This is a genomic window from Brevundimonas sp., from assembly GCF_047617075.1.
Classification (GTDB): Bacteria; Pseudomonadota; Alphaproteobacteria; order Caulobacterales; family Caulobacteraceae; genus Brevundimonas.
The window spans coordinates 188,995-207,458 of sequence record NZ_JBLGCI010000001.1; the positions used below are offsets into that span (position 1 = coordinate 188,995).

Here is an 18,464-nt window from a genome sequence, read left to right on the forward strand (position 1 = left end):
AGGCATAATGGTTTGTGAGGCGCCCGGCGCCGGGTGTTGGATCGCGGCTCGTTTCAAGAGTTCCGAACCATGCGCGTCTTCCTGGCCTCCATCCCCCTGACCGACGTCCGCGTCGCCGTGATCGGCGGCGGCGAGGCGGCGCTGGCCAAGCTGCGCCTGTTCGTGGGCTCGCCCGCCGCCCTGTCGTGGTTCGCCGTCGGCGAAATCGCCGACCGCCGCGAATGGCCCAATGGCGCGCCCGAGCCGGTCTTCGCCGAGCCTGCCGCCGAGCATCTGGCCGGCGCCCGGCTGGTGTTCATCGCGGTGGAGGACGCGGGCGACGCCGCCCGTCTGGCCGCCATGGCCCGCACCACGGGGGCCCAGGTCAATGTGGTGGACCGCCCGCACCTGAGCGATTTCCAGACTCCCGCCCTGATCGACCGCGATCAGGTGGTGGTGGGCGTGGCCACCGGCGGACTGGGACCCATTCTGGCGCGGGACCTGCGCTCGCGCATCGAGGCGGTGCTGCCCGCCGCCCTGGGTCCGCTGGCCCGGCTGGCCGGCGAACTGCGCGAGACGGTCAAGGCCTCGGTGCCCGACTTCATGGCGCGCCGCCGGTTCTGGGAGCGGGCCTTCCGGGGCCCCGCCGCCGATCTGGTGGCCCACGGCCGCGAGGCCGAGGCGCGGCGCGAGATGCTGCGCCTGCTGAACGTGGCGGCGCCCGAGCACGGCGTGGTGCACATCGTCGGCGCCGGGCCGGGCGATCCCGAGCTGCTGACGCTAAAGGCCCTGCGCGTGCTGCAGGACGCCGACGTCATTATCCACGACCGGCTGGTCAGCGATGCGGTGCTGGAGCGCGCCCGCCGCGACGCCAAACGCATCTATGTGGGCAAGGCCAAGGGCGACCATTCCGTGCCCCAGCGGGACATCGAGGCCCTGATGATCGCCGAGGCGAAGTCGGGCCACCGCGTGGTCCGCCTGAAGGGCGGCGACCCCTTCGTGTTCGGGCGCGGCGGCGAGGAGCTGGCGGCCATGCAGGCGGCGGGGGTTCAGGCCCATGTCATCCCCGGGATCACCGCCGCCCTGGCCTGCGCCGCGTCGGCGGGCATTCCCCTGACCCACCGCGACCACGCCCAGGCGGTCAGCTTCGTGACCGCCCAGCCCAAGCCGGGCGGGGAAGCGGCCCATTGGGCTTCGCTGGCCACGACCAATCACACCGCCGCCATCTACATGGGCGCCGGACTGGCGGATCAGGTCAGCGAGAACCTGATCGCCGCGGGCCGGGCGCCCTCCACCCCCGTGGCCGTCGTCGAGAACGGCACACGGCCGGACGAGCGGGTGCTGACCGGACGGCTGGACGATCTGGGCGGACTGGTCGCCCGCCACGCCGTCACCGGCCCGGCCATGCTGTTCGTGGGCGAGGTGGCGGTTTTCGCCGAGTCCTCCGCCGAACCGGTCCGTCAGCTTCGGGAGGCTGCGGCATGAAGGTGCTGACCGCCAACCGCCTGTCCGACGGCCGTGTCCTGTATTGGGGCGCGCAGGGTCTGGCCACCGAAGCCCTGGCCGATGCCCTGTGGCTGGACGACGCCGAGGCCGACAGCGCCCTGGCCGCCGCCGCCGCCCGGCCCGACCTGTTCGTGAACCCCTATCTGGTGGAGGTGAACGACGGCGCGCCCTCTGGCCGCGACCGCTTCAAGGAGTTCATCCGCTCCACCGGCCCCACGGTGGGCCATAGCCGCCCCGACATCGAAGGGGCCGCCTGATGTACCGCTATGACGAGTTCGACCATGCCCTGGTCAAGGAACGCATCGCCGAGTTCACCGATCAGGTCCGCCGCCGCGTGGACGGCCGCCTGACCGAAGACCAGTTCAAGCCCCTGCGCCTGATGAACGGGGTCTATCTGCAGCTACACGCCTACATGTTGCGGGTGGCGGTGCCCTACGGGACCATGAACAGCGCCCAACTGAAGAAGCTGGGCCACATCGCGCGGGTCTATGACAAGGGCTACGGCCATTTCACGACGCGCACCAACATCCAGTACAACTGGCCTGCCCTGTCGGACCTGCCCGCCATCCTGACCGAGCTGGCCGAGGTCGAGATGCACGCCATCCAGACCTCGGGCAACTGCATCCGCAACGTCACCACCGACGTCTTCGCCGGGGCTACGGACGAGGAGATCGAGGACCCGCGCCCGTGGTGCGAGATCATCCGCCAATGGTCTACCATCCACCCAGAATTCTCGTTCCTGCCGCGCAAGTTCAAGATCGCCGTCATCGCGTCCGAGACCGACCGCGCCGCCATCCGCACCCACGACGTGGGGCTGCAGATCGTGCGGGGCGAGAATGGAGAGGCCGCATTCCGCGTCTTCGTGGGCGGCGGGCAGGGGCGCCTGCCCCACATCGCCCAGGAGATCGCCCCCGCCGTGCCGGGCCGCGAGCTGCTGGCCTATCTGACCGCCATCCTGAGGGCCTACAACCTGCTGGGACGCCGCGACAACATCCACAAGGCGCGCATCAAGATTCTGGTGGCCGCCCTGGGCATCGACGCCTTCCGCGAGGAGGTTGAGCGCCAGTTCGCCACCCTGCGCCGCGAAGACCTGCGCATCCCGGATGAGGAGCTGGCCCGCATCCAGGCCTATTTCGCCCCGCCGCCGTTCGAGACCCTGCCGAAGCACTCCGGCCCGTTCGACCGGGCGATGCTGGCCGATCCCGACTTCGCCCGCTGGAGCCGCAACAACGTCCGCCGCCACCGCGCGCCCGGCTACGCCAGCGCGATCATCTCGCTCAAGCCCGTGGGCGGCGTGCCCGGCGACATGACGGCGGACCAGATGGACGTGGTCGCCGATCTGGCGCAGCGTTTCTCCTTCGATGAAGTGCGGGCGGCCTATGAGCAGAATCTGGTTCTGCCCCATGTGAAGCTGGACGACCTGCCCGAGGTCTGGCGCACCCTGCACGCCAACGGTCTGGCCACCGCCAATGCCGATCTGGTCACCGACGTCATCGCCTGCCCGGGGCTGGACTACTGCAGCCTGGCCAACGCCCGCTCCATCCCGGTGGCCCAGGCCCTGTCGAAGCGGCTGGCCGATCTGGACTTTCAGGAGAAGCTGGGCCCGATCCGCGTCAACATGAGCGGCTGCATCAACGCCTGCGGCCACCACCATGTGGGCCACATCGGGGTGCTGGGCGTGGATCGGAAGGGCGAGGAATTCTACCAGATCACCGTCGGCGGTTCGCCCGATGAACAGGCGGCGCTGGGCGAAATCGTGGGCAAGAGCCTGCCCGCCGAGGAGGTCGCCCCCGCCATTGAACGGGCCTTGAACCGCTATCTGGCCATCCGCCACGATGGCGAACGCTTCATCGACACCGTGCGCCGCACCGGCGCGGAACCCTTCCGCGAGGCCATCTATGAGGCTGCTTGATCCCCTGCCCGAAACCGAAGAGCCGGACGCCGCCATTCCGGGCGACACGCCGCTGGCCGAGGTCGAGGCGGCGGCCAGCGGCGCCAACCGCCTGACCATCCGCTTCGGCGCCTTTCGCGACGGGCGCGGCTTCTCGCTGGCCTCCATCCTGCGCGAGCGGGGCTATGGCGGCGAGCTGATCGCCACGGGCGACCTGTTGCCCGATCAGGCCCGCCACCTGAAGCGCTCCGGCTTTGACGCCGTGCGCCTGAATCCCGGCGCCGACCCAGCCGAATGGCGCGCCATGCTGGCGGTGATCGACACGGTCTATCAGCCCGCCGCCGACGCCGCCGTCCCGGTCTGGCGCCGCCGCGCCGCCGTCGAGACGCTGGAGCAGAAGGCCGCCCGGCTGGACGCGCAGTATCGGGATGCCGAGCCCGAAGCGATCCTCGCCGCCGCCCACCGCGAATTCCCCGGCCGCATCGCCCAGCTGTCGTCCTTCGGCGCCGAGGCGGCGGTCAGCCTGCATCTGCTGGCCCAGACCGATCCGTCGACGCCGGTGCTGTTCCTCGATACCGGCCAGCATTTCCTCCAGACCCTGTCCTACCGCGATCAGCTGGCGGACCGCCTCGGCCTGACGAACGTCAAGATCGTCCTGCCCGACGCCGCCGAGCGCGCGGGCGAAGACCCGAAAGACAATCTGTGGCGCACCGACCCGGACGCCTGCTGCGACCTGCGCAAGGTCCGGCCGCTGGGCCGGGCGGCGGCGGCCTATGACGCCCTGATCACCGGCCGCAAGCGGTATCAGGCCGCGACCCGCGAGCGGCTGGCGGTGTTCGAGGTGCTGGACGGGCAGGTGCGGGTCAATCCGCTGGCCAATCTGGACGCCGACGAGGTGGAGGCCCGCTTCGAGGCCCACGATCTGCCGGCCCACCCGCTGGCGGATCAGGGCTACGCCTCCATCGGCTGTTGGCCCTGCACCCGCGCGGTGCGGTCGGGCGAGGACGCCCGCGCCGGCCGCTGGTCCGGTACGGACAAGGTGGAGTGCGGCATCCACATGGGCGCCCGTGCTGCATGACTGCCCGCTCCAATCCTTCTCCCGATGGGAGAAGGGGGAACCCGCGCACCGGAGCGAAGCGGAGGTTCTGGCGCGGGGGATGAGGGTCGGGTGGATCAGAAGGCCACCACCCGACCCTCACCCTGCGCGCGAAGAACGGATGCTGCCGCATCCGTGCGCGCAGCCCTCTCCCATCGGGAGAGGGTGAATGCTTCTGATCGTCCCTATATCACTCTCAACCTCTCCCCACCTGCCGAATGACAACCATGCCCATCACCCAGTCCGTCGCCGACCTGATCGGCAATACGCCCCTGATCAAGCTGAAGAAGGCGTCCGAGCTCACGGGCTGCACCATCCTGGGCAAGGCCGAGTTCCTGAACCCCGGCCAGTCCATCAAGGACCGCGCCGCCCTGGGCATCGTCACCGCTGCGCGCGCTTCGGGCGAGCTTCGCCCCGGCGGGGTGATCGTGGAGGGCACGGCGGGCAACACCGGCATCGGTCTGGCGCTGGTGGGCGCGGCGCTTGGCCACCCGGTGGTCATCGTCATCCCCCGCACCCAGACCGAGGAGAAGAAGGCCGCCATCCGCGCCCTGGGCGCGCGATTGGTCGAGGTGGACGCCGCGCCCTTCAGCAGTCCCAACCACTTCGTCCACTATTCCGGGCGTCTGGCGAAGGAGCTGAATGAGAGCGAGCCGAACGGCGCCTTCTGGTCCAACCAGTTCGACAACACCGCCAACAGGGGCGCCCACTACACCGGCACCGCCCCCGAAATCTGGGAGCAGACCGAGGGCAAGGTGGACGCCTTCGTCAGCGCCGTGGGCTCTGGCGGCACCATCACCGGCGTCGGCGCCTTCCTGAAGGAGCGCAACCCCGACATCCGAATCGCCCTGGCCGACCCCATGGGCGCAGCGCTCTACAGCTGGTTCACCACCGGCGTCATGCAGGGCTCCGGCTCGTCCATCACCGAGGGCATCGGCGTGGCGCGCATCACCGGCAATCTGGAAGGCTTCACGCCCGATCACAGCTATCAGATCACCGACGAGGAATTCCTGCCCATCGTGTTCGACCTGATCCGCGAGGAGGGCCTGTCCCTGGGCGGCTCCAGCGGCGTCAACATCGCCGGCGCCATCCGGCTGGCGCGCGACATCGGCCCGGGCAAGACCATCGTCACGCCCCTGTGCGATCCCGGCACGCGCTATGCGTCCAAGCTGTTCAACATCGACTTCCTGAAGTCGAAGGGTCTGCCCCTGCCGCCCTGGGCGGCCGCCGCTCCGGCTGAAGCGGCGGCCTAGTCGGGTTTACGCCGCCTCGTTTTCCATCGACGCGTCGTACTGGCCCAGGCTGGCCAGGCTGTTCATCTTCGCGCGGTGGGCGAAGGCGGCCTGGGCCTTGGCGGCGTTGGCGTTGTCCCCCCCCCAGGCGCGCTGGGGAGCCGCCTGAAGCGCGCGGCCGTACGAGAAGGTCATCTTCCAGGGGAAGCCGCCGATGCGGTTCATGGCGTCCAGATGGGCGGTGGCCTGCTCGTCGGTCTGGCCGCCTGACAGATAGGCGATGCCCGGAACCGCCGACGGCACGGTGGCTTTCAGCGCCGCGATGGTGCGCTCGGCCACTTCCTCGACCGGGGCCTGGCGGACGCTGCCCTTGCCGGAGATGACCATGTTGGGCTTCAGCACGATGCCCTCCAGCGCCACGCGCTGCTCGAACAGCTCGTTGAAGACGGTCTGCAGAACCTGACGCGTGACCTCGTCACAGCGGTTGATGTCGTGGGGGCCGTCCATCAGCACCTCGGGCTCCACGATGGGCACGATCTGCTCCTGCTGGCAGATGCGGGCGTAGCGGGCCAGGGCGTGGGCGTTGGACTTGATGCAGGTCCAGGTGGGCACGCCGTCCGCGATGTCGATGACGCCGCGCCACTTGGCGAAACGGGCGCCGCGCTCGCGATAGGACCGCAGGCGCTTGCTGAGGCCATCCAGACCCTTGGTCACCGTCTCGCCCGGGAAGCCGGCCATCTTGGTGGCGCCCTTGTCCACCTTGATGCCGGGGATGGACCCCGCGGCATTGATCAACTCCACCAGCGGCGTGCCGTCGGCGGCGTCCTGAAACAGGGTCTCCTCGAACAGGATGACGCCCGAGATGTAGTCCTTCATGGCGTCGGCGCGGAACATCAGTTCGCGATAGTCGCGCCGGTTGTCCTCGGTGTTCTCCACCCCGATGGCGTCGAAGCGCTTCTTGATGGTGCCGGTGGATTCGTCCGCCGCCAGAATGCCCTTGCCGGGCTGCACCATAGCCGTCGCCACCGCGTTCAGAGCCGCGAGATCCATGCCGATAGTCCCCTGAATATGTTGTTTTGCCGCTGTCTAGCGCCGGGCGGCGGCAAAGTCACGCAGGGTTACAGGGGGATCAGCCCCCGTACTTCGCCGCGTCCTCGTCCGAGACGTCTTCGTTGGAATAGACGTTGGCCACGTCATCCTCGGCGTCCAGGGCGTCCAGCAGCTTGAACAGGGTGCCCACGGCCTCGCCGGTGACCGGCACTTCGGACTGCGGCTTCCAGACGATGGCGGTGGACTTGGGGTCGCCCAGAACCTTGGACATGGCCTCGGCCACTTCGTTCAGGTCCTCGAAGGCGGTCCAGATGGTGTGGCCGGGCGCGTCCTCGTAGATGTCCGGCTTGACCAGATCGCTGTGCACGTCCTGGGCGCCCGCCTCGATGGCGGCCTCCATGACGGCTTCCTCGCTGCCCGCCTCGGCCGGATAGCGGATCTCGCCGACCCGGTCCCACATGAAGGCGACGGAGTTCATTTCGCCCAAGGCGCCGCCGTTCTTGGTGAAGGCGGCGCGGATGTTGGATCCGGCGCGGTTGCGGTTGTCGGTCAGGGCCTCGACGATGATGCCCACCCCGCCGGGGCCGCGGCCTTCGTAGCGGATCTCCTCCATCGTATCGACGTCGCCGCCGGACGCCTTGCTGATGGCGCGCTGGATGACGTCCTTGGGCAGGCTCTCGGCCTTCGCGTTGTTGACCGCCAGACGCAGGCGCGGGTTCAGCGCCGGGTCGGGCAGGCCGGACTTGGCCGCCACGGTGATTTCCCGCGACAGGCGCGAGAACAGCTTGGAACGCACCGCGTCGGCGCGCCCCTTGCGGTGCATGATGTTCTTGAACTTGGAATGGCCGGCCATGCGAGCGCCCCGGAATCTGGACCAGAGAAGGAAGGGCGCCGTCTAGCGCAAGGCGGCGACGGTCACAAGGAACCCCGGCCCACCCTGCGGATTAGGCAAGGGCCAGCCAGCGGGAGGACCACATGGGCGCCGAGGAAATCGCGATCGAGGACGAGGACGAAGCGGACATCGTCGAATGGTACGAGGCGCGGCCCGTCACCGTCTCCACCGCCGTGGCCACCGGCGCGGTGGTCACCGCCTTTGCGCTGGGCGTTCTGACCGGCGTCGGCGCCCTGGCGCTCATGGGGTGGCTGGACGACTAAGCGAGCGCGGCGGCCTGTCAGGCCGTCGGGACACTCTGGCTCAACCGACCGCCCACCCGGATCGGCTCTACCCTTGTTGCCAGGCCCGTGCGGTCGTCGGTCTCCACATAGACTCCACACACTGTCGCCGGGCCGCTGGCCGGGGCGTAGCGGCCGCCGGACAGGCGGGTTGTGAAGCGCCGGAGGGGTTCTTCCTTGTCGTTGCCGATGACCGAGTCGTAGTCGCAGCACCCGCCCGCGTCGGTCTGATAGGCGGTGCCGCCCGGCAGGATCTGGGCGTCGGCGGTGGGGACGTGGGTGTGGGTGCCCACCACCAGCGATGCGCGGCCGTCGCAGAAATGGCCCATGGCCATCTTCTCGCTGGTGGCCTCGCAGTGGATGTCCACGATCACGGCGTCGGCGACCACGCCCAGCGGCGCCGTGTTAAGCTCACGCTCCACCGCGCTGAATGGGTCATCCATGGGGTCCATGTGAACCCGGCCCAGCACGTTCATGACCAGCACCCGGCGGCCGTCTGAGGTCGTGAACACGTCCGCGCCCCGGCCCGGCGCGTCCATCAGGCGAGGATAGTTGGCCGGGCGGATCAGGCGCGGCTCGCGCACGATGTAGGTCAGGGCCTCGCGCTGGTCCCAGGAGTGGTTGCCCAGGGTCAGGACGTCGGCGCCTGCGGCGAAGATCTCGCGCGCCGTGTTCTCGGTGATGCCGAAGCCGCCCGCTGCGTTCTCCGCATTCACCACCACGAAATCCAGCTTCAGGTCGCGGCGAAGGCCCGGCAGGTGATCGGACAGCCCGTCACGCCCGGACTTGCCGATCACGTCGCCGAAGAAAGCCAGTCTCATTCAGATATCCTTTTGGCGGACCTATAGCCCGCTTCGGTCAGGACGCCATCCAGCGGCTGGTCGTGGGGGTCCATGGGCAGGTTGTCCATTTCCTGAGCCGCATAGGCCAGGCCGACGGCGGCGATGCGGGGGATGCGGTCCACGGCGCGCAGGGCCTCCAGCGTGCGGTCGTAATAGCCGCCGCCCTGGCCGAGCCGTCCGCCCGAGGCGTCGAACGCCAGAAGCGGCACAATGATGAGGTCCGGCGTGACGTCGCCCGCCAGGTCCAGCGGCGCCGGGCATCCGGCCTGATCCAGCTCCAGCGGGTCGCCGGGGCGCCAGCGGCGAAACACCAGTGGGGCGTCGCGACGGACCACGACCGGCATTGCCAGCTCCAGCCCGTGAACCATCAGGGCGCGAGCCAGGGGGGCGGCGTCCATCTCGGACCCCTGCGCCCCATAGAGGGCCGCGGTGAGGGTCCGGTCGGGGGCGTCTGTCGCGAAGTCGCCGGTGCTGGAAAACAGAGCATCCAGCATGGCGCCCACATGCTCCACCAGCCGCTCGGCGGCGTAGGGGTTCGCGTCGGCCGCCTGTTTGCGGCGGCCGCGCATGGCGGCGCGAAGATCGGATTTGACGGTCACGATCCCAGCCTTAGCGCATTTTCAGGAAGAAAGGTTGGCGGCGCCGCGAGAGCCGTGAAGGACGGTTTGATCCTCTCGAGCCTGGATAACCAGGTGGGCGCCGTATGCCCAGGCCCACGAGCCCGGACAGGGACAACTCCCTTCGAGTGAATTAAGGCCGCGAGGATATGTTGCCTTCGACGTGAGCCACAGCATGACCCGCCACCGCGCAAGATAGGCGCGGGCGGTGTCTGCAACAAGGCGGATTCAGTTCTGCTCCTCTCCCCGCTCGCGAGGAGAGATTGGGTGAGGGGCAGAAGTCAGATCCCTGCCGCGATCTTCTCGATGCGGGCGGCCACGGCGTTCAGGGCTTCGGCCACGCCGGCCTCGGAAGGGGCGGCCGCAGGAGCGGCTGGAGCCTCGCCCATGCGGGCTTCCTGAAGCTGGTCGGCCAGAACAAGGGCCGCCATCAGGAAGAGGCGGATATCGCCCACCTGGCCCACATCGGCGGCCACGTCGCGGACATGATTGTCGAACTGTTTCGCCAGGATGCGCACGCGCTCTTCCTGACCGTCGGCGCAGCCCACCGCATAGGGACGGCCATTGATCTCGACGGTGACGGTGGCCATCAGTCCTCTCCGTTCAGCATGGCGCGAACCTCGTCCGCGGCGCGGGACAGGGCCTTCGACGCCTCGTCGGCGGCGGTCTCCAGCTCGGCTACCCGGGCGGCGTTTCCGGTCTCGGCGCCGTCGCCGGGACGCGGGGCGAACAGGTCGTCGTCGCGGATCGGCGCCGGGCGCGCCTTCAGCTCGCGCACCTTGCGCTCCAGATCGTTCAGCGCACGGTCGATGCGGGCCCGTGCGGCCTCGACGGCGTCAGCCATGCTCAAATCCTCCAGTTTTCGTATAGAACCCGAAGGCGCGTCGGGGTAAAGCGGCGCCGCCCCCGTTTACTATTCATTGTTCGAGAGGTCCGCCGCCGTGGCCGAACCCCAGACCACCCGCACCCCGCCCGCAAAGCCCACCGCGCGCCAGATGGCCGATGCGATCCGGGTGCTGTCCATGGACGCGGTGGAAAAGGCCGCCAGCGGCCACCCCGGCATGCCCATGGGCATGGCTGATGTGGCGACGGTGCTGTTCTCGAAATATCTGAAGTTCGACGCCAGCCGTCCGGACTGGGCGGACCGGGACCGGTTCATCCTGTCGGCGGGCCACGGCTCCATGCTGCTGTACAGCCTGCTTCACCTGACCGGCTACAAGGCCGTGACGAAGGAGGAGCTATCCAACTTCCGTCAGTGGGGATCGAAGACGGCGGGCCATCCCGAGTACGGCCATATCCCCGGCGCCGAGACCACCACCGGGCCGCTGGGCCAGGGCCTGGCCAACGCCGTGGGCTTCGCCATGGCCGAGCGGCACCTGAACGCGCGCTTCGGCGACGATCTGGTGGATCACCGCACCTGGGTCATCGCCGGCGACGGCTGTCTGATGGAGGGCGTCAGCCAGGAGGCCATCGGCATCGCCGGGCGGCTGAAGCTGAACCGCCTGACCGTGCTGTGGGACGACAACGACATCACCATCGACGGCTCGGTGCGCCTGTCGGACGCCACCGACCAGCTGGCGCGCTTCAAGGCCTCGGGCTGGGCGGTCAAGGCCATCGACGGCCATGACGAAGGCCAGATCCGCCGCGCCCTGGTGTGGGCCACGCGGCAGGACAAGCCGACCCTGATCGCCTGCAAGACGAAGATCGGCCGCGGCGCCGCCACCATGGAAGGCAGCCACAAGACCCATGGCGCGGCCCTGGGCGCCGCCGAGGTGGCCGCCACCCGTCTGGGCCTGAACTGGGATCACGCCCCGTTCGACCTGCCGGAAAACATCGAGAAGGCCTGGCGCGCCGTCGGCCGCCGGGGCGGCAAGCTGCGCAAGGCCTGGGAAGGCCGGCTGGCCGCGCACCCGCAGGCGGAGCACTTCACCCGCGCCATGAAGGGCGACCTGCCCACGGGCGCCTTCGACGCCCTGGACGCCAAGATCGCCGAACTGGTGGAGACGAAACCGGCCCAGGCCACGCGCCAGTCGTCGGGCGCCGCCCTGACCGAACTGTTCGGCCACATCCCCGAGATGATCGGCGGCTCGGCCGACCTGACCGGCTCCAACAACACCTACGTCAAGGACACGCCCATCCTCGATACGCCGGACTATTCCGGCCGCTATGTGAACTGGGGCATCCGCGAGCACGGCATGGCCGCGGCCATGAACGGCATGGCGCTGCACGGCGGGGTCATCCCCTACGGCGGCACCTTCATGGTGTTCTCGGACTATTCGCGCCCGTCGATCCGTCTGGCGGCCCTGATGGGCATCCGTGTTGTCCACGTGCTGACTCACGACTCCATCGGCCTGGGCGAGGACGGCCCCACCCACCAGCCTGTGGAGCATCTGGCCGCCCTGCGCGCCATTCCGAATCTGCTGGTGTTCCGCCCGGCCGACACGGTGGAGGCGTTCGAGTGCTGGAAGCTGGCGCTGGAGCATCGCGCCGCCCCGTCGGCCATGGCCCTGTCGCGCCAGAAGACCGAAGCGGTGCGCGTCACGGCGTCCGATGAAAACCTGTGCGGCAAGGGCGCCTATGAGCTGCGCCCCGCCGACGGTGAGGCGAAGGCCACCCTGTTCGCCACCGGCACCGAGGTTCCGCTGGCGCTCAAGGCCCGCGACACCCTTCAGGCCCAGGGCGTTCCCACCCGCGTGGTCTCGGTTCCCTGTTTCGAACTGTTCGAGCAGCAGCCCAAGGCCTATCAGGACGCGGTCATCGGCCGGGGCACGGTCCGCGTGGCCGTCGAGGCCGCCATCAAGCAGGGCTGGGAGCGCTTCATCGGCGAGGACGGGGGCTTCGTCGGCATGTCGTCCTTCGGCGCATCGGCCCCGGCCCCGCGCCTGTACGAAGGCTTCGGCATCACCGCCGACGCGGTGGTGGCGCAGGTGAAGGAACGACTCTGATCTTCATGTCCTTCTCCCGGCGGGAGAAGGGGCCCCGCGCGCCGGAGAAGGAAATGGTCATGAAACTGGGCACGCCGCTTTCCGACACCGCCGTGCGCGTCATGCTGCTGGGCGCGGGCGAACTGGGCAAGGAAGTGGCCATCGAGCTGCAGCGTCTGGGCGCCGAAGTGGTGGCGGTGGATCGCTATGCGAACGCTCCGGCCATGCAGGTGGCCCACCGCAGCCACGTCATCCCCATGACCGACCCGCACGTTCTGAACGGGGTCATCATGGCCGAGGCGCCGCACATCATCGTGCCCGAGATCGAGGCCATCGCCACCGAGGTGCTGGCCGACATCGAGGCGGCGGGCATGGCCACCGTCATCCCGACAGCCCGCGCCACGCAGCTGACCATGAACCGCGAGGGCATCCGCCGTCTGGCCGCCGAGGAACTTGGGTTGCCCACCAGCCCCTACGCCTTCGCCGGCTCGGCTCTGGAACTGGCGGACGCGGCGAACCGCATCGGCCTGCCGGTCTTCGTCAAGCCGGTCATGTCCTCCTCGGGCAAGGGCCAGAGCTATGTGGAGGCGCTGGAGGATTGCGCCAACGCCTGGGCCTACGCCCAGTCGGGCGGCCGGGTCGAGACGGCGCGGGTGATCGTCGAGGGGCGCATCGACTTCGATTTCGAGATCACCCTGCTGACCGTGCGTTCTTTGCGTGATGGTCAGGTGGTCACCGATTTCTGCGACCCCATCGGCCACCGTCAGGTCAAGGGCGACTATGTGGAAAGCTGGCAGCCGCAGGCCATGACCGACACGGCGCTGAACTCGGCGCAGGACATCGCCCGCAAGGTCACGGAATCCCTCGGCGGCCTTGGCCTGTTCGGTGTGGAACTGTTCGTGAAGGGCGATCAGGTCTGGTTCTCCGAGGTCTCGCCCCGCCCGCACGACACCGGGCTGGTCACCCTCGCCAGCCAGCGCTTCAGCGAGTTCGCCATCCACGCCCGCGCCATCCTGGGCCTGCCGGTGGACGTCAGCCGCACCGACATCGCCGCCAGCGCCGTCATCTATGGCGGCATGGATGCGCAGGGCATCGCCTTCGAAGGCGTCGATCACGCCCTGTCCGTGCCTGCAGCCGACATCCGCCTGTTCGGCAAGCCCGAAAGCTTCGAGCGCCGCCGCATGGGTGTGGCTTTAGCGCGTGGTGATGACACGGATCAGGCTCGTGAACGGGCCCGCGAGGCGGCCTCGCGCGTCAGGCCTGTCAGGGCTTAAGGGGCGATACGGGCTCGCCGTCTGATCAGACTGCGCCGTCAGACGACCGCCGCCAGCATCCCCTCGGCGCGCAGCCGGGCGGCGTCCCGGGCGGGTGGCGTTCCGAACAGGCGGGCGTATTCGCGCGAGAACTGGGACGGGCTGTCATAGCCCACCTGGAAGCCCGCGCCCTGGGCGTCGCAGGCTTCGCTCAGCATGAGGCGGCGAGCCTCCTGCAGGCGGATCTGCTTCTGGTACTGAAGGGGGCTCATGGCCGTCACCGCCTTGAAGTGCTGGTGCAGGGCCGAGGGGCTCATGCCCGCCTCACGGGCCAGGGTGTCCATGCGGAACGGGAGATGATAATTGTCCCGGATCCAGGTGATGGCGCGGCTGACATGGGAAAGCCGGCTGTCGGGCGCGCCGATCTCGCGCACCACGCCCGCCTGATCGCCTGTCAGCAGCCAGTAGTGGATCTCCCGCCGGATCAGGGGGGCGAGAACCGCAGCGTGCTCCGGATTGTCCAACAGCTGCACCATGCGCGTCGCGGCGTCCGCCAGTTCGGGGGTGGTGCGGCTGAGGTGGACTCCGCGCGACCCTTCCTCGCCCGGCGGGGGCGGGCGCTGGGTCATCAGCTCGGTCAGCAGCGCCGGTTCCAGATCGATGCGCAGGCACAGATAGGGACGCTCGGGCGAAGCCTCGGTCACCTGCCCGGTCAGAGGCAGGTCCACGGACACCACCAGATGGGAGGCCGCGTCATAGCGATAGGTCTCCTCGCCCAGCATGATCACCTTGGCGCCCTGGGCGATGATGCAAACCGCCGGTTGGTGCAGAACCGGAATCCGGTCCGTCGGCTGTGTCTGTCGAATGACCGCCATGCCGGGAATGGCCGTTTCCACCACGCCGTTTCCGGACGTGTGTCTGGCGATTATGGAGGCGAGATTTTCCATGCTTCTGCTTCCCACCCGCGCGCGCGGTTCGCAAGCCGACATGCCGCAGTGTGGAGGATCGTGCAAGGATGCCGGAGGACCATTCTAACGCCCCGGTCCCGCCGCGTCCTATCTCCTGTCTCGCCAGATCAAAGGAGGCAGACATGACGCAAGCAATGAACAAGGTGGTGCTCGTGACCGGGGCCAGCAGCGGCATCGGCGAGGCGATCGCCCGCGAACTGGCCGGGGCCGGCGCACAGGTGGTGATCGGCGCGCGGCGGCTGGATCGGCTGGAAGCCCTGAAGGCCGAAATCGAGGCGACGGGCGGCCAGGCCATGGCCCGCTCCCTGGATGTGACCTCGCGTGAGGACGTGCAGGCCTTCGTGGACGCAGCGCGCGAGCGCTTCGGTCGGGTGGACGTGATCGTCAACAATGCGGGCGTCATGCCCCTGTCGCCGATGGCCGCGCTTAAGGTCGACGAATGGGACCGCATGATCGACGTCAACATCCGCGGCGTCCTGCACGGCATTGCGGCGGCCCTGCCGGTCATGGAGGAACAGGGCGAGGGTCAGATCATCAACATCGCCTCTACCGCCGGGCACCAGATACTGCCCACAGCCTCGGTCTATTGCGCCACCAAGTTCGCGGTGCGGGTGATCTCGGAGTCCCTGCGTCAGGAAACGGACAAGGTGCGGGTCTCGGTCGTCTCGCCGGGCGTCACGGAATCGGAGCTGGCTGAAACGATCACCCACGCCGACACCGCCGCCTTCATCGACGAGTACCGCAAGAAGGCGATCCCGGCCGAGGCCATCGCCCGCGCCGTGCGCTTCGCCATCGAACAGCCGCGCGAGGTGGACGTCAGCGAGATCATCGTCCGCCCGACCGCAACCACGGTCTGACGCGCTGGCAGGGAGAAGGCGGCGTATGCCTTCTCCCTGCCGCCCAACCCTATTCTTCCACGCGCTCGCGGCGGACGATGCGCCGCGCGCCGTGTTCACCGTCTTCCAGATAGCCGGAGCCGTCGGCGTCCATGCGGCGGAAGGCGTCGCCCATGCGGGCCAGGAACTCGGCCTCTGACACGCGGCCGTCGCCGTCGGTGTCCATGGCGCCGTCGCTGTCGCCCAGCATCATGATGCGCGGGCCGTGTCCGCCGTCGTACTCGCCGCCCGGACCGCCGCGCACGATGCGACGCACCTCCACGCGGGTCTCGCCGTCCCCGCCGCCCGAGCGTTCGATGATCACCGGGCCGTCCTCCCCATGCCATTCCATCGGACCGTCTTCGCCCGAGCGGAACATGAAGACGTGACGCTCGCCGTCCTCGCCGCCGCCAACGCCCCGGGCCAGATCCTCGGCGGACACGCGGCCGGCGCCCTCGACGTCGATCCGCTCCCAGGCGGTCATCATGGGCGTCAGGAATTCGTCGCGCGTGACATAGCCGTCGCCGTCCCGGTCCAGCCCGCCCTCGCCGCCGGGCCCGTTCAGGACCATGACGCGGGTTTCGGTGCGGGTTTCGGCGTCCTGCGCCCCGGCGGCGGGAGCGATGAGCATGAGGGCGGCGATGGCGGCGGCGGTGCGCATGAGAGGTCTCCCGTTTGTGCGCCTTCGATCGGGCGCGGACGGCCATGAAGAAGCACGGCCGCCTTGCTGGGATATTTCACTCGACCCGGCCTTTGTTTCAGCCTTGAAATACGTGCGCCGCCACAGCCTTTCAGAATGAGGCTCATGACCGACGCCAAAGCCCGCCCACGCCTGCTGGTGGTGGATGACGACCCCGGCATCCGCGAGGTGCTGTGCGAGTATCTGGACCGGCACGGCTATGCCGCCGAACCCGTCGCCTCCGCCGCCGAGATGGACCGGGCGCTGCAGGCGCGGCCCGCCGATCTGGTGGTGCTGGACGTGATGATGCCCGGCGAGGACGGTCTGTCCGCCTGTCGTCGGCTGGCCGCGCGGGGCCAGCCGGTGGTGATGCTGTCGGCCATGGGCGAGGAGACGGACCGCATCGTGGGGCTTGAGCTGGGCGCCGACGACTATCTGGCCAAGCCCTGCAATCCGCGAGAGCTGTTGGCGCGGGTGCGCGCGGTGCTGCGGCGGCGCGACGGCTCGGCGCCCGTGGGCGAGACGCGGGTGTTGGCCTTCGCGGGCTGGCGGCTGGACCTGACCCGCCATGAACTCGCGACGCCGGACGGCCGCGCCGTACCCTTGACGGCCGGCGAGTTCGCCCTGCTGCACGCCCTGGCGCGGCGCCCTGGCCGGGTCATGAGCCGCGACCAGCTGCTGGACGCCGCCTTCGGCCAGACCGCCGACAGTTTCGACCGCGCCGTGGACGTACAGATCAGCCGACTGAGGAAGAAGCTGGATGACGGCTCCGGCCGCCACCTGATCGTCACCCGGCGGGGCGAGGGCTACCTGTTCGACGCGGCGGTGACGCGATGAGACGCTGGATCTCGGGATGGACCGCGCCGCCGGTGCTGGTCCAGGTGGCGGCCCTGGCGGCGGTGGCGGTGATCGCGGCCCAGGCGGTGACCTTCGCCCTGATCGTGATGGCGCCCGAACCGCGCCCGGCAGGCTTCAGCGTCTCCGCCGCCGCCGAGGCCCTGAGGGGCGGGGAAGCCGAAACATCGGACGGCCGCCCCCTGCGCCGCCGCATGGCCGGCCAGCCGCCCTCGGCCCCGCAGACATCGCCGCTTGAAACCGCGCTGGCCGCCGCCCTCGCCGAACGCCTCGATGTAGAGCCTGACGCTGTCCGCGTGCGGCTGGAGGCGCCGCGCCGTGATCGGTTCGCACCGTCCTTGCGGGGGCTTTCGCCGGGAGGCGGGGCCCAGCAACGCAGCGAGAGTTTCGTCTTCGTCCAGCGCGGGGAGCAGGAGGAGTCGTCCGTCGTCCCGGCTCTACCGTCCGCTGAAGCCCCGACCGAGGTCCACACAGAGGTTCGGGTCGTGCGTCAGGCAGAAGCGGGGGCGCCGATCCGCATTGAGCGGGGCGGGGCCGGCTTCACCCTTCTGGCCGAACACCTGACCTTCGCGCCCTTCACGGCGGCCTTCCAGATGGAGGACGGGCGCTGGGCGGTGGTCAGCCCGCCCCGCGGCCTGCTCAGCCCGTGGCAGGCCCGCATCCTGATAGGCCTTCTGATCACCCTGGCCCTGCTGGCGCCGCTGGTCTGGATCATGGCCCGCCGCCTGACCCGGCCCATCCGCCTGTTCGCTGACGCCGCCCAGCGGCTGGGCGCGAACCCGGAGGCCGAGCCCCTGACCCCGTCCGGGCCACGCGAGGTGCGCACCGCCATGGCCGCCTTCAATGACATGCAGGATCGCATCCGCCGCCATGTGGCCGAGCGCACCCAGACCATCGCCGCCATCGCCCACGACCTGCGCACGCCCCTGACCCGCCTCCGATTCCGCGCCGAGCAGGCCGCGCCCGCCGTGCGTGACCGCATGGCCGCCGACATCGAGGAGATGGACGCCCTGATCGCCCACGCCCTGGCCTATGCGCGGGGGGAACAGGAAGGCCGGCCGCACGCGCGGCTGAACCTGACCCGCCTGGCGCGGGAAACGGTGCGCGATTTCGCCGAGACGGGCGCGGCGGTCTCCATGACCGGTCGCAAGGCCGCCGAGGCGACGGGCGACGCCGCAGCCCTGCGCCGGGCCCTGGCCAATCTCATCGACAATGCGGTGAAGTTCGCTGGCGCCGCCCGGGTCCGGACCCAGACCGGCTCCGGCGGCGTGTCCGTCGTGATCGAGGACGACGGTCCCGGGATTCCGCCGGATCAGGTCGAGGCCCTGTTCGAGCCGTTCAGCCGGGGCGAACGCTCGCGCAATCGTCAGACCGGCGGGGCGGGTCTGGGCCTGGCCGTCGCGCGCCGCATCGCCCGCGCCCACGGGGGCGAGGTGACGCTGGAGACCCGCCCTGGCGGCGGCCTGACCGCGCGCCTGACGCTGCCTGCGGCCCGCGAAACCTGACGCCGTCACCGACGCTTGC

General features: G+C 69.6%; 19 protein-coding genes and 1 other RNA gene. 11 read left to right on the plus strand and 9 right to left on the minus strand.

The genetic code is table 11. The annotated features are described in order from the left end of the window. Positions 1–69 precede the first annotated feature (69 nt). From cysG to ACI8U3_RS00935, 5 genes are all read left to right on the plus strand, one after another. Positions 70–1,464 carry a siroheme synthase CysG gene (gene cysG / locus ACI8U3_RS00915; protein WP_415012981.1) on the plus strand — a complete coding sequence of 465 codons (1,395 nt, stop codon included), beginning with the start codon at positions 70–72 and terminating at the stop codon, positions 1,462–1,464. Then, positions 1,461–1,742, plus strand: a complete 282-nt coding sequence (locus tag ACI8U3_RS00920) for a DUF2849 domain-containing protein (RefSeq protein ID WP_415012982.1) — start codon at positions 1,461–1,463, stop codon at positions 1,740–1,742. Before cysG ends, ACI8U3_RS00920 begins: the two co-directional genes overlap by 4 nt. Next, the gene (locus ACI8U3_RS00925; protein ID WP_415012983.1) at positions 1,742–3,397 is read left to right on the plus strand and encodes a nitrite/sulfite reductase; all 1,656 of its coding nucleotides are present in this window, start codon (positions 1,742–1,744) and stop codon (positions 3,395–3,397) included. Before ACI8U3_RS00920 ends, ACI8U3_RS00925 begins: the two co-directional genes overlap by 1 nt. Next, positions 3,384–4,454: a phosphoadenylyl-sulfate reductase gene (locus ACI8U3_RS00930; RefSeq protein WP_415012984.1), complete on the plus strand. Its 1,071-nt coding sequence runs from the start codon at positions 3,384–3,386 to the stop codon at positions 4,452–4,454. Before ACI8U3_RS00925 ends, ACI8U3_RS00930 begins: the two co-directional genes overlap by 14 nt. Before the next feature lie 245 nt (positions 4,455–4,699). After that, on the plus strand, positions 4,700–5,725 hold the full coding sequence (locus tag ACI8U3_RS00935; protein WP_415012985.1) for a cysteine synthase A: 1,026 nt from the start codon (positions 4,700–4,702) through the stop codon (positions 5,723–5,725). A 6-nt stretch (positions 5,726–5,731) separates the two neighbouring features. Here the strand turns inward: ACI8U3_RS00935 and ACI8U3_RS00940 are convergent, their stop codons facing one another. Together ACI8U3_RS00940 and ACI8U3_RS00945 are read right to left on the minus strand one after the other, a co-directional pair. Then, positions 5,732–6,754: a class I fructose-bisphosphate aldolase gene (locus ACI8U3_RS00940; RefSeq protein WP_415012986.1), complete on the minus strand. Its 1,023-nt coding sequence runs from the start codon at positions 6,752–6,754 to the stop codon at positions 5,732–5,734. Positions 6,755–6,833: 79 nt separating this feature from the next. Further along, positions 6,834–7,607, minus strand: coding sequence for a YebC/PmpR family DNA-binding transcriptional regulator (locus ACI8U3_RS00945; protein ID WP_415012987.1), 774 nt, complete (start codon positions 7,605–7,607; stop codon positions 6,834–6,836). Positions 7,608–7,729: 122 nt separating this feature from the next. On the opposite strand from ACI8U3_RS00945, the gene ACI8U3_RS00950 reads away from it, so the two are divergent. Further along, on the plus strand, positions 7,730–7,909 hold the full coding sequence (locus ACI8U3_RS00950) for a hypothetical protein (protein WP_415012988.1): 180 nt from the start codon (positions 7,730–7,732) through the stop codon (positions 7,907–7,909). Positions 7,910–7,926: 17 nt separating this feature from the next. Here ACI8U3_RS00950 and ACI8U3_RS00955 read toward each other — a convergent pair whose 3' ends face one another. From ACI8U3_RS00955 to ACI8U3_RS00975, 5 genes are all read right to left on the minus strand, one after another. Further along, a complete protein-coding gene (locus ACI8U3_RS00955) occupies positions 7,927–8,748 on the minus strand; it encodes a TIGR00282 family metallophosphoesterase (RefSeq protein ID WP_415012989.1) in 822 nt (273 codons plus the stop codon). Beyond that, on the minus strand, positions 8,745–9,368 hold the full coding sequence (locus ACI8U3_RS00960; protein ID WP_415012990.1) for a 5-formyltetrahydrofolate cyclo-ligase: 624 nt from the start codon (positions 9,366–9,368) through the stop codon (positions 8,745–8,747). Before ACI8U3_RS00960 ends, ACI8U3_RS00955 begins: the two co-directional genes overlap by 4 nt. Positions 9,369–9,404: 36 nt before the next feature. Next, positions 9,405–9,566: non-coding RNA, 6S RNA (ssrS, locus tag ACI8U3_RS00965), on the minus strand. A gap of 101 nt (positions 9,567–9,667) precedes the next feature. Further along, a complete protein-coding gene (locus ACI8U3_RS00970; RefSeq protein ID WP_415012991.1) occupies positions 9,668–9,976 on the minus strand; it encodes a cell division protein ZapA in 309 nt (102 codons plus the stop codon). Further along, entirely contained in the window at positions 9,976–10,230 is a 255-nt protein-coding gene (locus tag ACI8U3_RS00975) for a hypothetical protein (RefSeq protein ID WP_415012992.1), read from the minus strand. Before ACI8U3_RS00975 ends, ACI8U3_RS00970 begins: the two co-directional genes overlap by 1 nt. A gap of 151 nt (positions 10,231–10,381) precedes the next feature. Here ACI8U3_RS00975 and tkt point away from each other — a divergent pair, with 151 nt between their 5' ends. Then, on the plus strand, positions 10,382–12,331 hold the full coding sequence (gene tkt / locus ACI8U3_RS00980) for a transketolase (RefSeq protein ID WP_415013177.1): 1,950 nt from the start codon (positions 10,382–10,384) through the stop codon (positions 12,329–12,331). Between the two features lie 53 nt (positions 12,332–12,384). Further along, a complete protein-coding gene (gene purT / locus ACI8U3_RS00985) occupies positions 12,385–13,584 on the plus strand; it encodes a formate-dependent phosphoribosylglycinamide formyltransferase (protein WP_415012993.1) in 1,200 nt (399 codons plus the stop codon). A gap of 38 nt (positions 13,585–13,622) precedes the next feature. Here purT and ACI8U3_RS00990 read toward each other — a convergent pair whose 3' ends face one another. Next, positions 13,623–14,510, minus strand: a complete 888-nt coding sequence (locus ACI8U3_RS00990) for an AraC family transcriptional regulator N-terminal domain-containing protein (protein WP_415012994.1) — start codon at positions 14,508–14,510, stop codon at positions 13,623–13,625. Positions 14,511–14,653: 143 nt separating this feature from the next. On the opposite strand from ACI8U3_RS00990, the gene ACI8U3_RS00995 reads away from it, so the two are divergent. Continuing rightward, complete coding sequence (locus ACI8U3_RS00995) at positions 14,654–15,388, plus strand: SDR family oxidoreductase (RefSeq protein ID WP_415012995.1); 735 nt, start codon at positions 14,654–14,656, stop codon at positions 15,386–15,388. A gap of 49 nt (positions 15,389–15,437) precedes the next feature. Here the strand turns inward: ACI8U3_RS00995 and ACI8U3_RS01000 are convergent, their stop codons facing one another. Then, positions 15,438–16,067: an EF-hand domain-containing protein gene (locus ACI8U3_RS01000; protein WP_415012996.1), complete on the minus strand. Its 630-nt coding sequence runs from the start codon at positions 16,065–16,067 to the stop codon at positions 15,438–15,440. 144 nt (positions 16,068–16,211) lie between these two features. On the opposite strand from ACI8U3_RS01000, the gene ACI8U3_RS01005 reads away from it, so the two are divergent. Together ACI8U3_RS01005 and ACI8U3_RS01010 are read left to right on the plus strand one after the other, a co-directional pair. Beyond that, entirely contained in the window at positions 16,212–16,922 is a 711-nt protein-coding gene (locus ACI8U3_RS01005; protein ID WP_415012997.1) for a response regulator, read from the plus strand. Next, positions 16,919–18,445: an ATP-binding protein gene (locus ACI8U3_RS01010; protein WP_415012998.1), complete on the plus strand. Its 1,527-nt coding sequence runs from the start codon at positions 16,919–16,921 to the stop codon at positions 18,443–18,445. Before ACI8U3_RS01005 ends, ACI8U3_RS01010 begins: the two co-directional genes overlap by 4 nt. The last annotated feature ends 19 nt before the right edge of the window (positions 18,446–18,464 follow it).